The organism is Ruegeria sp. ABV4_181, assembly GCF_056158465.1.
This window is the reverse complement of sequence record NZ_JBSWTI010000002.1, coordinates 3,291,682-3,304,909: the sequence shown is the minus strand read 5'-3', so window position 1 is coordinate 3,304,909 and position 13,228 is coordinate 3,291,682. Positions and strand designations below refer to the sequence as shown.

At 55.1% G+C, this 13,228-nt stretch carries 13 protein-coding genes and 1 pseudogene; 9 read left to right on the top strand and 5 right to left on the bottom strand.

Annotation, left to right across the window (positions count from 1 at the left end; all coding sequences use genetic code 11):
• The first annotated feature begins 222 nt into the window (after window positions 1–222).
• From ACXAC3_RS16455 to ACXAC3_RS16440, 4 genes are all read left to right on the top strand, one after another.
• Entirely contained in the window at window positions 223–744 is a 522-nt protein-coding gene (locus tag ACXAC3_RS16455) for a peptidoglycan recognition protein family protein (RefSeq protein WP_475162400.1), read from the top strand.
• A gap of 152 nt (window positions 745–896) precedes the next feature.
• Window positions 897–1,310: a hypothetical protein gene (locus ACXAC3_RS16450; RefSeq protein WP_475162398.1), complete on the top strand. Its 414-nt coding sequence runs from the start codon at window positions 897–899 to the stop codon at window positions 1,308–1,310.
• 24 nt (window positions 1,311–1,334) lie between these two features.
• Window positions 1,335–1,616, top strand: a complete 282-nt coding sequence (locus ACXAC3_RS16445; RefSeq protein WP_475162397.1) for a hypothetical protein — start codon at window positions 1,335–1,337, stop codon at window positions 1,614–1,616.
• Window positions 1,616–1,951, top strand: a complete 336-nt coding sequence (locus ACXAC3_RS16440; protein ID WP_475162392.1) for a hypothetical protein — start codon at window positions 1,616–1,618, stop codon at window positions 1,949–1,951. The genes ACXAC3_RS16445 and ACXAC3_RS16440 overlap by 1 nt, the downstream gene beginning before the upstream one ends.
• A gap of 106 nt (window positions 1,952–2,057) precedes the next feature.
• Here ACXAC3_RS16440 and ACXAC3_RS16435 read toward each other — a convergent pair whose 3' ends face one another.
• On the bottom strand, window positions 2,058–2,645 hold the full coding sequence (locus ACXAC3_RS16435; RefSeq protein WP_475162390.1) for a hypothetical protein: 588 nt from the start codon (window positions 2,643–2,645) through the stop codon (window positions 2,058–2,060).
• A 558-nt stretch (window positions 2,646–3,203) separates the two neighbouring features.
• On the opposite strand from ACXAC3_RS16435, the gene ACXAC3_RS16430 reads away from it, so the two are divergent.
• Together ACXAC3_RS16430 and ACXAC3_RS16425 are read left to right on the top strand one after the other, a co-directional pair.
• Window positions 3,204–3,938 (top strand): helix-turn-helix transcriptional regulator, encoded by a 735-nt coding sequence (locus ACXAC3_RS16430; protein ID WP_475162387.1) that lies wholly within the window; start codon window positions 3,204–3,206, stop codon window positions 3,936–3,938.
• A gap of 156 nt (window positions 3,939–4,094) precedes the next feature.
• The gene (locus ACXAC3_RS16425) at window positions 4,095–4,289 is read left to right on the top strand and encodes a hypothetical protein (RefSeq protein ID WP_475162385.1); all 195 of its coding nucleotides are present in this window, start codon (window positions 4,095–4,097) and stop codon (window positions 4,287–4,289) included.
• 154 nt (window positions 4,290–4,443) lie between these two features.
• On the opposite strand, the gene ACXAC3_RS16420 is transcribed toward ACXAC3_RS16425, so the two are convergent.
• Window positions 4,444–5,727, bottom strand: coding sequence for a hypothetical protein (locus ACXAC3_RS16420; RefSeq protein ID WP_475162384.1), 1,284 nt, complete (start codon window positions 5,725–5,727; stop codon window positions 4,444–4,446).
• A 239-nt stretch (window positions 5,728–5,966) separates the two neighbouring features.
• Window positions 5,967–6,908, bottom strand: a complete 942-nt coding sequence (locus ACXAC3_RS16415; protein WP_475162381.1) for a pirin family protein — start codon at window positions 6,906–6,908, stop codon at window positions 5,967–5,969.
• Window positions 6,909–6,980: 72 nt separating this feature from the next.
• Between ACXAC3_RS16415 and ACXAC3_RS16410 the strand changes: the two genes are divergently transcribed.
• The 3 genes and pseudogenes from ACXAC3_RS16410 to ACXAC3_RS16400 all read left to right on the top strand — a co-directional run bounded on the left by ACXAC3_RS16410 (window position 6,981) and on the right by ACXAC3_RS16400 (window position 11,181).
• Window positions 6,981–9,119 carry an ATP-binding protein gene (locus ACXAC3_RS16410; RefSeq protein ID WP_475162379.1) on the top strand — a complete coding sequence of 713 codons (2,139 nt, stop codon included), beginning with the start codon at window positions 6,981–6,983 and terminating at the stop codon, window positions 9,117–9,119.
• A 211-nt stretch (window positions 9,120–9,330) separates the two neighbouring features.
• Window positions 9,331–10,140 (top strand): annotated as a pseudogene (locus ACXAC3_RS16405) (pirin family protein); the annotation flags it as partial.
• 66 nt (window positions 10,141–10,206) lie between these two features.
• Entirely contained in the window at window positions 10,207–11,181 is a 975-nt protein-coding gene (locus tag ACXAC3_RS16400; protein WP_475162376.1) for a 2-dehydropantoate 2-reductase, read from the top strand.
• 7 nt (window positions 11,182–11,188) lie between these two features.
• Here ACXAC3_RS16400 and ACXAC3_RS16395 read toward each other — a convergent pair whose 3' ends face one another.
• Together ACXAC3_RS16395 and ACXAC3_RS16390 are read right to left on the bottom strand one after the other, a co-directional pair.
• A complete protein-coding gene (locus tag ACXAC3_RS16395; RefSeq protein ID WP_475162374.1) occupies window positions 11,189–12,667 on the bottom strand; it encodes an inorganic phosphate transporter in 1,479 nt (492 codons plus the stop codon).
• A gap of 93 nt (window positions 12,668–12,760) precedes the next feature.
• Window positions 12,761–13,219, bottom strand: coding sequence for an NUDIX hydrolase (locus tag ACXAC3_RS16390; RefSeq protein WP_475162372.1), 459 nt, complete (start codon window positions 13,217–13,219; stop codon window positions 12,761–12,763).
• Between the last annotated feature and the right edge of the window lie 9 nt (window positions 13,220–13,228).

Here is a 13,228-nt window from a genome sequence, read left to right as displayed (position 1 = left end):
GAGTGAGAGACAATATCATGATCGACCTGAGAGAGATGGTGACGGATGCCGATATCATGCTGGTCCTGAACCGTATCAAACCGCATGAATGCTCTGACCCGGACTACTTCTTTGCAACCGTTGACCTCATTGAGGACGGTCGGTGTCCCACCGGTACCAGGCGGTTAAACAACAGTGAACTCAAAGCGTGGGAAGCGCGTGTGAAAACAGGACAATCAAATTATGCTCAAGATAAGACGCGCGAGGACGCTACTCCGCACCGAGTTGTTCCCGACGGTTCACCGAGAGAAAACCACCGGCATCTTCGTAAGGTACACCCATCACATCCCAGATAACCGCATCGATGCTGTATTCCTCGACAAACAACACGCAAATGAAGGACGTCTCGGCATAGGCTTCCACTACGTGGTGAAACTGGACGGTGTCGTTGAGGTCGCGAGGCACCCACTGACTGTCGGGGCTATTGGGCGGAGTGCTGCAATCAAAATGCACAGTATTCAGATCGGCGTGGTCGGGGGTGAAGACCGTGAGACAGGGCATTTCGCGAACACATTGACCTCCGCTCAGCGCGAAGCCCTCGAAGAGTTGTATCAGAGGCTTGCCGATGCGTTGGGTGTTCCGTTGGAAATTGATGAAAAACTGACGCCCAATGCTTCGGTTCAGTATGTGCAGGACGAAACTGCCGAAGCTGAATTTGAAAAAACCCTCGACCGCACTGAGGCGATGACCGCAGACGTCAACTGACACCCGTCAGCAGCGACCCTCGACTCCCAAAATCACCTCCCGTGATCCATTGATTTCATTGGCTTTTCTGAGGCTAAAATCGACCCTCCGCAGGGGTCGGTACGGAAGTGCTGTTTTAGGGGTTCTGAGGGCTTCCACAAAGGACCCCGCCAATGGCAAATGCCATCACAATAGGTGACGCCAAACGTCACTACCAACGACACACTCCGCTGCACGGAAGAACTCGCCAGCACAAGGCAGACCTCGAAGCAGTTGCCAAAGCACCCTCCCCGATGACCAAGGCCGAAAACCTGATCGCCAAACGCAGTGATGAGGTAATCGACCGGAAGATCGACGAGATGCTCACGCGTCTCCAAGGTCGCCGCAACCGGCACCGCTACGACCAATCCGCAGTGATCGCCCTCGAGCATGTGACCGACCATCCCCTCGACCCCAATACGCAACTGCCAATCTGGTGTGACATGTTGCGCCGGTCGAAAGGGACAACGCTTGGCAAAGCTGAGTTCTATCGGGATGCCCGCGCGATCTTCCAGCAGCACTCAATGTTCAACCCAGCGGCTCAGTGACGCCGCAATATCAAAGGACCCAACATGACATCCAAGACCGACCCCACGCCGGGGCCACTAACCGAAGATACCGAAGTCTGGCAGCGCACCCTGTCTATTCTCGCGGGCATCAAGCAGGTTGCCAGTCAGGTACGTACCGAAGCTCGCCAGATCGAAGCGGCTTATCCTAATCAATGGATTAAACCCGGCCATTGGGAGCGGGCCGATTTGGTAAGCGCTCTTAACAACGCCCACGCGGTTATGAGCACCGAAGTTCGCGCGATTGCGCGTAGCCGCAATCTGGCCATACCGGACGAGCTTCGGTGATGTTGATTACGTCTACGGGACACACTGCAAGTGACCTCGTGTGGCTCAGAGATAAACTCTGGGCTGCACGGTATGCCGCCAAGCAAGTCAAGGCCGCATCCGGTGTCACTCACGTTCTCCAACAATCATCAGGTGCCGTCTACACCGACCGCCCCGGCGCATGGACTTACGACTTTTCACAAGCCCGCATGTTCCTGCCTGAGGCCGCGCCGATCCTTGGAGGTTCGGTGGTGTCCTTTGAACGAGCGCGTGAAGCAATGGTCCAAATCTACGAAGCAAACCTGAGGGAACTAGAAGATGCCCTCAAGAAAGATCGGAACAGTAACTATGGCTGATTATGAACTCATCCCCCAAGCGGCCATCGATAAGCTGGTCGCCAACCCTACGGTCGCCCCGGCGTTTAACTCTGTGTTCGGCGCGGGTCGGCTTCTGGGGTATCAGTTAACAAGTCTGCTCAAAAAAGCCACTATGAACTGGACGAAGTTCCAAACGCTCGATGTTGCTTTCGAAGGTCTCCCAAAGCAGCGATTTTGTAGGAGGCTGCACTTTGATGAGTGTACGATGGGATATGGATTTGCTGCACTTGTGTTGGAACCAATAAACTTCACCCCAAGTGGCGAGCGTAGCTGCATCGCTTCGTTGGAAGAACAGATTAAATCTTAGGTTGGTCGCTGGGCCTAGTTTCATGGTAGAGTTAGATTTGACCGTACGAGTGGTATCAAAAGAGTAATTAAATTCCCATTTAGCATCGGCGACAAGAGGACCACGACCGAAGCGAGAACGCTCAATCGTAAGGGAAAGGGGCTTGATCTTCATATCGATTGATGTCTGTCCCTCCTTATAGGAAAAGACAAACTCCGGATCGCCCTTTATTGAAAAGTAGTAGCCACCGTTCTCTTCACGTCTGTTCGAGAAGACGACTCGGTCCGAATCTGTGCGTGCCATCCAGAAGCTTGACTTGAGAAGCTCGACATCCAGTTGTCCGTACGGTGAGGGTGCAGTTTCAAACTCAGAAGGCAAGTTCGACATAATATCATTTCTCCACTATTCTCCTTGATAGTAAACCTTGACACGAGGGTTGGTTCATCCCTCAGATGGGGGGTGAAACTAAGTGTCACAGACTGTGGCCAGATTGATCACAAAACCAGAAATCTAGATTATTAAGCTTTGCGGATTGAAGACGCACAAATCGCCGTTGCCGCCATTGAGGCAACCACTCGTCCCGAACGCTGGGGCGAATTGTGTGATGTCATTGTAAGGCGACTTGGTGTGCAAGCGTTCATGCTACAGGAGTACAATGTTGCAGAGCACTCAACGCCGATTTTTCATGCATCTCGATACATGCGAACTGGAGACGGTAGGCGCATTTTAGAGAAAGTGATCACCGGCCATGAAGACACGACTGTGGAAAGAGTTGGATACAGTGCCCTATCTAGAGTGGCACCGGGCACTGTGCTCGGAGAGGCGGAAGCATTTGGTTTCGATTCATCGGGTCCCCCATCAATGAACCCAATCCGTGATCGGGTCCTTGGGGCGACCGGAGCCACGTCGAGAAGTGCCCTACGTCTCAATCAACTCGGTCCATGGATGGACGTAGCCATCACCTGCGACATTCAAGACGATTATGGCGCTTCGAAGCGACTCGTAGAGTACGCGCCAGCATTGTCCGCCATTTTGCAGAAATCCATAAAGTCAAAGCGGCTAATTGATCGCCTAACAGAGAGCTACAACGCTCTGCTTGATCTATTTGATCACCTCAGCTTCGGGATAGCTTTTTGCGATCAAAATGGCGAAGTAATCACTGCCAACGAAAAGCTACGTCATTGGCTCAGCGAAAAAGATGCCCTCGTAAAAGTCCGAAACCGGATTGTGGCGGCGGTTGATGCTGATAAGCACATTCTTCGTGCGGCGTTGGAATGCGGTTCCTTGGCGAAAAAACAAGCTTCAGCCACGACTCTTTCGGTCGCTCGGCGATCAGGAGCCTCACCATTGGTCCTGCATATTGCTGCTGTCAAAGATGCGAGTATTCGGCGTGAAAGAGTGTCTTTGGTTTTCGCACTGGACCCCGCAGAAAACCGACACGTCACTGCCGATGGATTGGCTGCTTTGGGGACTTTAACACCCGCAGAAACAGAGATATGTAACTTACTGTTGAACGGATTAAATACAACATCGGTCTCAGACCACAGAGGTACGGGATTGGAGACCGTCCGAGGTCAAATAAAGTCAATCCTGCAAAAACTAGACTGCAAGCAACGCTCAGACCTTGTTCGTTTGGCAATGGTAACAAGTCCCAAGTTGTACCTTAACGATGGAACATGAGCATTGTGAACCATATCGGATTTTCGCTCGGCGTTTTTTCATGGTTGCGCTGATCTGGGAGCCGACAATAGTTGGCGTGTAGCGAAAGCTCACTTTCATCCGCTTAGTGAACTTAGGAGAACAGACCAACGAGGGGCGCTCATCAGGAAGGTGATTGTGTCCTACCGCAAGGCCGCTCAGGGTGAGTTCAAGCAACTGCAGGATATCATCAGGGCCGAGAAGCAAGGTCAGGGTGAACTCTTGAAGGCTCAGGTCAGGCGGAACCGTGAGTTGTTCCCGGTGAAGGCTGGCGGGGCAACTGTGCGGGTGAAGCGCAGGACCAGGACGTTCGAGGATTTGCTGAAAGAGTGACGTTGAGTGGACATTGAGGGAACCTTATTGGTTCCCTCCTTTTCTCGGGCATAAATCGTTCTTCGGTTTGCTGGGCATCCGACTTAGTCGCTTGAAGCGTATTGTCACTTGTAGTCATCCATCAGGTGTTTACCAAGCCGTTAGCGTGGTATTCTTACCGTCCCGGATTTCGAATACGCGGCTCGATACGCTCCGGCACATTGTAGGCTTGAACCGTGATGGAAATTTCGCGGTTTGGGTCGTCTTTATGGCCGAAAAGGTAGGTCCAGCTACTTTCGGAGCGTTGCTCTATCAGCTTCTTGAAGTTTGCGTGGCTCGACGTGCTGCTGGAAATCTTCTCAAGAACGCCGGTGAAGTCTTTGTTTCGACTAAACATCAGGACCGCGGCCTTCGTGTCACGCCAACTCAAATAAGAAAGCACTTGGTCCAACGTTTCGAGATATGCTTTCTCACCTGTCCAGAACTTGCATTCACCAATGAAGATGTTTCGACCTTCAGCCTTGATTAATATGTCGGTTTTGCCCTCGTAGTTGAAGGTTTCTCCGGTGGCATCGCCGACGTAGTGGCCATTCAACTGAACAAGGAAGTGCGTTCTAAGGCTTTCTTCGTCAATTTCTCGGAAAGCACCGGGGCTTTGTTCCATTACGCTAACCATGTTCTCGAGCACCGTGAGTATGTGCTCGTAGTCTTCGACGGTAAGCGTCGGTTCGGGCTTGTAGGGAGCGCGGGAAGCAGAAGGTTTCGGCGTGGACGGGCGGATTTTCCTCCGCACCTGCGGAGCGGCGTATGTTTCAGCAGTACCGGGGCGTTGCTTCATTTTGAAGCCCAAGCCTGCGACCAACGATTTGTCCTTTAGGAGTTTTTCCTTGCGCCGTTCAATAGTTTCGGTCGCAAGTGCCTCAAGCGCGGCGTTGTAGCCATGCGCGTCGTTGCGCAGCCATTCAAGGTGTTCGTTCAGTCCAGCAATACGCCTGTCGATTTCGCTTTTCACGCGGTCTTGCGTTAGGTCGGTCCCGGAAATGGTGAACTTGATTACGTTCGCGGCAACTGTGCCACGCGGTTTTCCAGTGCTCCAAGTCGTAGGTTGTATTTCGAAACCAACCTTGTTGCCGGAGTAAGGAATTTCAACGTCCAGTGCGGTGCCGGTTATGTAGTATGGGCGCGAGCGATCACGAATCCACCGGTTACTATCGTGGCTGACGTCGATTTGGGTTTCACGTTGATCCACCTCAAGGTCGTCTGGATGAATGGTTGGTGCGTCGAAAGCGTATTGGTCCGCGTAGTAGCGGGCCAAGTCAGTTGTCGAAGTATTCAGGAGTTCGTCGCCATCCATAGCTTCAATCGAAGATACCATCTTCGTTTTCCAAGCATCTTGCGTAGCGTGCCAGTCGCCTTGGTTGAAAAGCAGATCATTTGACCCCGAATTGTAGCCGCGCATCGTAAACTCGCATAATGTGTGAATTCTTGTGGCGAACTATATGTAGCGTGCAGCATAATGCCAACGCACAACTTACGTCTTTTAGCTGGCATGAAAGGGTTACGTTGTTGTGCGTTGTGTAAAGCGGTATCAGCCCGCCGGATGGCGACCAGCAATGTAGACAGCCGATGGCCGCGTTTACGAAAGCGAAGTTTGACGCCACTGCAGCCGACCGGTGCTTTGTCAGCATTGTTGTCCAGTTACCGTTTCGGAAGCGGTATGAATTCCTGATCATCACCGGGTGGCAAATGGAACCTTGGGTTACACTCCCAAGCCTCGGCCCGCCAAGCTTCCTTGGCCTCTTCTATGCGCTCCTTGGATGACGCCACGAAGTTCCACCAGATATGCCGAGGCCCCTCCAGTGTCTCTCCACCCAGCAGCATCACCCGTGCCCCCCTTTCACCGGCTTTCATCGACACCCGATCACCAGGACGGAAGACCATCATTTGACCCGCTTCGAAGGTATCGCCGGAGACCGTTACCGACCCATCCACGACATACACCCCGCGATCCTCATGGTCATCCGGCATTGGAATACTGGCACCAGCTTGAAGCACAGCATCGGCATAGAACATCTCTGCAGGCGTCTTAACTGGCGCACGTTCACCGTAGGCATTGCCGAGGATCAGACGCACCTCCTTGCCTTCACCTTCCATGACGGGCAGAGCATCAGCAGAGGCATGTTCAAAAGTAGGGTCTAGGTCCTCGTGGTCCTTTGGCAGAGCTACCCAAGTCTGGATACCAAAGAACGGCATAGGGTCCACTTGGGTTTCATCGTCGGTTCTCTCTGAGTGTGTGATGCCTCGACCGGCAACCATCCAATTCACCGCACCCGGCTCGATCCAAGAATCCGTCCCGAGGCTATCTCTGTGGTGCATCCGACCACGATACAGGTAGCTGATCGTTGCCAAGCCGATATGCGGGTGAGGGCGTACGTCCATGCCTTTTGTGGGCAAGAACTCTGCGGGTCCCATTTGATCGAAAAAGATAAAACTTCCGACCATCTGGCGCTTCGGTGCGGGTAGGGCGCGGCGTACCTCGAAGCCACCCAGATCGCGGGCGCGGGGGATTATGACGGTTTCAATGGCGTCCACGGCGTCACCCGTGGGGCAGTGGGGGTCTAGCGCAGGGTTCCAAGACATGGGGCGTACTCATTTGGCTCTGTCGATAAGATGGCTCAAGGAGACGGGAAGTGAACCCCAAGAGACGCTCAGATGTCGTGCGGGATCGCACACAACGGTGGCGGGCCTGCAATTCGCGTCTTGGGTGCATTCAGTGTTTTCAATCCTGCTTGGGTTTGTATAACCTTCTTCCATTATTTGTTGATTTCAGAAGGCCGTAGCAGCATGGCGGAAGCCCATTTTCGAGTTCAAGTTGAACGGGATCACCTTACAAAACTTGCGAACGCTAAACCTATTCAAGCTCTCGCCGAGTTGATTTGGAACTCACTTGATGCCGACGCCACGAGGGTGGATGTCGAGATTGAGAACGACGACATCGCAATGAGGTCGGTGACGGTTAGGGACAACGGACACGGTATTCCGCACGATGAAGTTGGTAATCTGTTCGGAAATCTCGGCGGATCATGGAAGCGCAACGGTAGCCTCTCGAAAAAAAAGAACCGTATTTTACACGGGAAAGAGGGTAAAGGACGCTTGAAGGCGCTAGCTATCGGTCGGTCGGCTGAATGGAATGTCCGCTACTACGAGGGCGGAAAACTCTTCGGATATCGTATCTCTCTACTCAAAGACGACTTGGTGGATGTGAGAGTGACCGAACCAGTGGAAGTGGACAAAGCTCTACGCGCCGGGGTTGATGTGACGATCTCCGAACTTGACAGGACATATCGGTCACTCGAGCCTGCAAACTCGGTTCAGTCTTTGTCTGAGGTCTTCGCCCTGTATCTGACCGACTACAAGGATGTGTCCATATTTGTGGAACACGAGAAACTGGACCCAAGCGCCGCAATCGAAGACAGAACGGTGTTTGACCTCGATCCGATCATAGATGAAAGCGGCGTATCTCACCCCGTGCGAGTTGACCTCATTGAATGGAAATCGGCGTCTGATCGTTGGTTTTTCTTGTGCGGCCCTCATGGTTTCCCATTCCACCGATCAACACCGAGGTTCCACACGGCGGGTCATAAGTTCTCGGCATATGTAAAATCCAGCTATATCGAAGCGCTCCAAGAGCGCGGTGAACTGGACTTCTCTGAAATGAACGAAGGTGTTCTCGACATTCAGGATGCCGCTGCTGAACTCATTAAAGAGTTTTTCAACAACAAAGATGCGGAAGCCGCGCAGACCGAGATAGATCAATGGAAAGAGGAAGAGGTTTACCCGTTCCACGCTGACCCTCAGACGTCTGTCGAAGCTGCAGAACGCAAAGTCTTCGAGATCGTTGCTCTGAACGTCAATAAGCACCTGCCGGATTTCAAAGTTCAGAGTTCCAAGAGTAGGGCATTCCAACTGCGTATGCTTCGACAAGCTATTGAGCGCGGGCCAGACGAGTTGCAGCACATTCTGACCGAGGTGTTAGAGCTTCCTCCTCAGACACAGAGGGAGATGTCGAAACTCTTGGAAGAGGCAGACCTAGCTAACGTCATCAGCGCCTCACGTCTTGTGTCTGACAGGCTCAAGTTCGTGCATGGTTTGGAAGAACTGATTTTCGGCGAACAGAGTAAGAAACTGCTGAAAGAACGCAGTCAGTTGCATCGCATGATCGCTGAGAACAATACATGGATTTTTGGTGAAGAGTTTAACCTAACTGTTGACGATCAGTCCTTAACAGAGGTCCTGAGGAAACACCAAAAGCTGATCGGCAAGGAGACCGTGATTGACCGTTCTGTGAAACGGATTGATGGGAGAGTAGGTATCGTGGATTTGATGCTTTCCCGGTCTGTTCCTCTCAGCCGTGCAGACGAACGTGAACACTTAATTGTCGAACTGAAAAGACCGAGTTGCACAATTGGGAAAGAGGAAATCGGGCAAGTCGAGGATTACGCTTTTGCCATCGCCGAAGATGAGCGTTTCCGCTCGGTGAAAACGCGATGGATATTCTGGGTCGTATCGAATGACTTAGACGCACATGCGAATAGACGTGCGCGGCAAAAAGACAACCCACCGGGAAGGGTCTACATCTCAGAGGACGAGAGCATCGAAATTTGGGTTAAAAGTTGGGGTGAGATATTTCAATCCTGCAAGGCGCGTATGCACTTCGTTCAGGAGACACTCAAGGCAAACGTCGATAAAGACTCCGCTTTGAAATATCTCAAGAAAACCTACGATAAGTACCTCGTCGGTGTCGCTGAGGAACACTCAGAGGAGGCAGAACCCGCTAGCGTTGACCCATAGGTCCACACAGGGAGGTTTCAATTTCAGGTCAAAAATCTGAGTGAGTTACAAAATACGTGATCCTTCCCGGCTCCCCCCCGTGGCCCCCTTTGAACACTCGGAGAAAACCAGCAGGACACCCGCCGGGTACGCCGGAGGCTCGGGTGCAGCCTCGGAAACAGCCGATTTCCTGCCATTTGATAGGCCCTAAATCTTTTTTCGAATAAAACTCTTTGATCAGATGGGCCCCGCCGAATTCATCACCGATGGCGGCATAGACGTTCGCCCGCACCCTCATATCGGGTTGGGGACCGTGACCTACTTGTATCAGGGTGAATTCGAACACCGCGACAGCCTCGGGACCCATCAGATGATTTACCCCGGCGAGGTCAACTGGATGGTGGCCGGGCGCGGTGTGACCCATTCCGAGCGCACCAGCAAGGAAACGCGGGGGAAGAAACACAGCCTGTTCGGCATTCAAACCTGGATCGCACTGCCCGAAGCGCATGAGGACATGGCCCCGGATTTTGAACATCACAAGCAGGGCGCGCTGCCTCATATCGAGGACACCGGCGTCAGTGCCCGGCTTATCCTGGGCAACGCTTATGGGGTGGCCAGCCCGGTGACGATGCTGTCGGAAACCTTCTATTTGGATGTGCAACTGGACCCGGATGCTTCGTTCCCGCTGCCTGACGATCATGAGGATCGGGGTGTATATGTCACGCAGGGATCGGTCGAAATCTCGGGCGACAGGTTCGAAGAGGGGCGCATGATGGTGTTCCGCCCGGGCGATCACCTCTCGGTCAGGGCCGGGGCTCTGGGTGCGCGGCTGATGTTGCTGGGCGGCGCGACGCTGAACGAAGACCGCTATATCTGGTGGAACTTCGTTTCCTCATCAAAGGACAAGATCGAAAACGCGACGCGCGAATGGAAGACGGCGGACTGGGCCAACGGGGCCTTTCACCTGCCACCCGGCGACGATCAGGAGTTTATTCCCATCTCTGAGGATCTGGAACGCACGCGGCCCAGGCTGGCGCGCTGACCAGACGTCATGGGGCCTTGTCGGCCCTTCTGATCCCGGCAATCCTTCCACCAAGGGAGGAACGCCATGAAAATCGTGATTGCGGGGGCAGGCAGCATCGGGTGTTACTGCGGGGCTTTGCTGGCCAGCGCGGGGCACGAAGTGACCTTACTGGGCCGTGCTCGCATTCTGGACCCGATCCGTGAACGTGGACTGACGGTCACGGATTTCTCGGGCCTGAGCCGCCATGTCGCCGCCTCTGATCTGACGCTGACCGAGGATGCGGCCTGTCTGCGCGAAGCCGAAATGGTGATCGTGACTGTCAAGACAGGGGCGACGGCGCAAATGGCGATCCAGATCGCAAAATACACGCCGGCACCCGCCCCGGTGCTGTCCTGGCAGAACGGGATGGAAAACGCCCGTTCCTTGCGCGCGGCACTGCCGGATCATGATGTTCGGGCCGGAATGGTGCCCTTTAACGTGGTGCCGACGGAACCGGCCAGCTTTCACCGCGCCACGTCCGGTGAGATTGTGATTCAGGGCGGGCCCGGCGATCTGGGCTCAGCGCTCAGCAGCGGCGATCTGCCCGTCATCGAAAGCGATAAAATTGAAGCTGTGCAATGGGGCAAGCTGGTCATCAATCTAAACAACGCACTGAACGCGTTGTCCGGACTGACCCTGAAAGACCAGTTGCTGGACCGCTCATGGCGTCGCCTGATGGCTGACCAGATGGCCGAGGCGTTGAGAGTGCTGAAATCAGCCGGTCAGCCGGTTGCCTCGACCACACCGCTGCCGGCAGGAATGACCCCATATATCCTGCGCCTGCCGACGCCGATCTTTACCCGGATCGCGGCGCGGATGCTGACCATCGACCCCAGCGCCCGTACCTCCATGGCCTATGATCTGAAGGCGGGCAGGCCGACCGAAATCGATAGCCTGCAAGGTGAAATCATCCGACTGGGTGCGCAGGTCGGCGTGCCAACGCCGATCTGTACCCGGGTGCGAAAGATGATCGAGCAGGGGCCATCCGCTGCGATGACACCGGAACAGATTGCCCGGTAACGCGCGCTCATTGAAAGGCAGTCAGCATCCAGAAAATCACGGCGGACATGGTTGCAGCGGCAGGCACCGTAATGACCCAGGCCGCCACAATGGTCATGAAATGGGACCGGCGCACCAGTTTGCGTCTCTGATGTTCTTCTCGGGCCAGCCGCCGTTCAGGCGGGCGCTGCCGGTTCGAGTGCTTCCACCGGCGATCCGAATGCCATTCGCGGTAAAACCCAACCCCGAATACCGCGCCCACGGCGATATGGGTCGAACTGACGGGCAGACCCAGCCAACTTGCCACAATCACGGTTATCGCCGCCGACAAAGCCACGCAGAAGGCGCGCATCGGGTTCAGTTTGGTGATCTGGCTGCCCACCATCCGGATCAGCTTGGGACCGAACAGGAACAGGCCAAACGAGATCCCGAACGCTCCGATCACCATGACCCAGCTTGGGATTGACACTTTCGAGGCGAAATCGCCGAACTCTGCCGCGTGTACGATGGCCGCCAGCGGCCCGACTGCATTGGCCACGTCATTTGCACCATGGGCAAAACTCAGGAACGTGGCCGAGATCACCAGGGGCAAGCCGAACAGAGTCTTCAGCGACCGCGTGCGGTTCTCCAGCCCTTCGGACTTGCGGCGGACCCAGGGCACTGTCAGCGACCAGACCAAAAGACCAAAGGCCAGACCGATCAGCAAGGCCACTTCCAGATCGACCTTGACGATCCGCTTTAGGCCCTTGACCGCCAGATAGGTCGCAAATGCGCCCGCCATAAGTGCGACAAGGATCGGAACCCAGCGCTGTGCGGCGGCGATCTTGTCTTCCTGATATTGAATCTTTGCCTTGATCAGCGCCAGAAATCCGGCCGCGATTACGCCGCCCAGCACGGGCGAGATCACCCAACTGGCTGCAATCGCGCTCATCGTGCCCCAGCTGACAGCGCTGAGGCCCGCGGCGGCGATACCCGCGCCCATCACGCCCCCAACGACGGAATGCGTGGTTGAAACCGGTGCGCCGACCCATGTGGCCAGGTTGACCCACATCGCAGACGAGATCAGCGCCGCCATCATCGCCCAGATGAACACGTTGCTGTTCTGGACCGAAGCCGGGTCGATGATCCCCTTGGAAATGGTCGAGACCACATCACCACCGGCCAGCAGCGCCCCTGCGCTTTCCGCTATGGCGGCAATGACGATCGCACCGCCCATGGTCAGTGCGTTGGCCCCAACCGCCGGGCCCATGTTGTTGGCAACGTCGTTTGCACCGATGTTGATCGCCATATAGGCGCCGAAAGCTGCCGCTGCGACGACGATCAGACCGCCATCCGCGCGCCCGAAAAACACTGCCGCCGACAATCCGGCCAGCGCGATGAACGCAAGCGCAATCCCGGGCGCCAGCATCGGACGCGCCACGTGGACATTCGCGTTTTCAACACGCGAAATGCGGTGCAAGTCGCTGTCCAGAGCCTGCCAGCGGGATTTTATGTTCGAGTTAGACATTGTTTCACATCGGGCGACGTTAGTTTGACGCGTGCGGCTATCCGGTTTCCTTGGCGCGGGCAAGCGCCCCGTCATCAAATCTTTGCGAAATTGTTACATCTGGCGCAGCAAAGCGCTCAATTCCGGTTCCTGAACCTGCGTGGCGGCGTCCTCCGGAGTGAACCAGCGCCGTTCCCGCTGACCGGCCTCGGGGAATTCATCAGCCAGTTCCCTGACATCCACGCGATAGACGCTGGTGCGGACCGGCAGGGCCGAACCGTCATCCAGAACCTTGTCATAGGTGAAGTGCCCGACCGAGTTCCGATGCAGGTGCTCAGCCCGCACGCCGGCCTCTTCCCAGGCTTCCTGCAGGGCTGTTTCCGCACCGTCCTTGCCATCCATGGGCCAGCCTTTGGGGATCACCCAGCGTCCGGTGTCGCGGCTGGTGATCAGCAAAACCTCTTTTCCATCCTTGGAGGCGCGCACGCAAAGGGCCGCGAACTGCACCCGGCGCGGGCGCAGGAAAAACGGTCGGGCGACCTCTTCCCAGATATTTCGCAGCCATGCGGACATTGGTTGAGT

Bases quoted from the DNA above. Each gene is read 5' to 3' on its own strand.
- ACXAC3_RS16435 (WP_475162390.1), bottom strand. From the start codon at position 2,645: ATGTCGAACTTGCCTTCTGAGTTTGAAACTGCACCCTCACCGTACGGA.
- ACXAC3_RS16430 (WP_475162387.1), top strand. From the start codon at position 3,204: ATGGACGTAGCCATCACCTGCGACATTCAAGACGATTATGGCGCTTCG.
- ACXAC3_RS16395 (WP_475162374.1), bottom strand. From the start codon at position 12,667: ATGTCTAACTCGAACATAAAATCCCGCTGGCAGGCTCTGGACAGCGAC.
- ACXAC3_RS16400 (WP_475162376.1), top strand. From the start codon at position 10,207: ATGAAAATCGTGATTGCGGGGGCAGGCAGCATCGGGTGTTACTGCGGG.
- ACXAC3_RS16455 (WP_475162400.1), top strand. From the start codon at position 223: ATGCTCAAGATAAGACGCGCGAGGACGCTACTCCGCACCGAGTTGTTC.
- ACXAC3_RS16450 (WP_475162398.1), top strand. From the start codon at position 897: ATGGCAAATGCCATCACAATAGGTGACGCCAAACGTCACTACCAACGA.
- ACXAC3_RS16420 (WP_475162384.1), bottom strand. From the start codon at position 5,727: ATGCGCGGCTACAATTCGGGGTCAAATGATCTGCTTTTCAACCAAGGC.
- ACXAC3_RS16390 (WP_475162372.1), bottom strand. From the start codon at position 13,219: ATGTCCGCATGGCTGCGAAATATCTGGGAAGAGGTCGCCCGACCGTTT.
- ACXAC3_RS16415 (WP_475162381.1), bottom strand. From the start codon at position 6,908: ATGTCTTGGAACCCTGCGCTAGACCCCCACTGCCCCACGGGTGACGCC.
- ACXAC3_RS16410 (WP_475162379.1), top strand. From the start codon at position 6,981: ATGTCGTGCGGGATCGCACACAACGGTGGCGGGCCTGCAATTCGCGTC.
- ACXAC3_RS16440 (WP_475162392.1), top strand. From the start codon at position 1,616: ATGTTGATTACGTCTACGGGACACACTGCAAGTGACCTCGTGTGGCTC.
- ACXAC3_RS16445 (WP_475162397.1), top strand. From the start codon at position 1,335: ATGACATCCAAGACCGACCCCACGCCGGGGCCACTAACCGAAGATACC.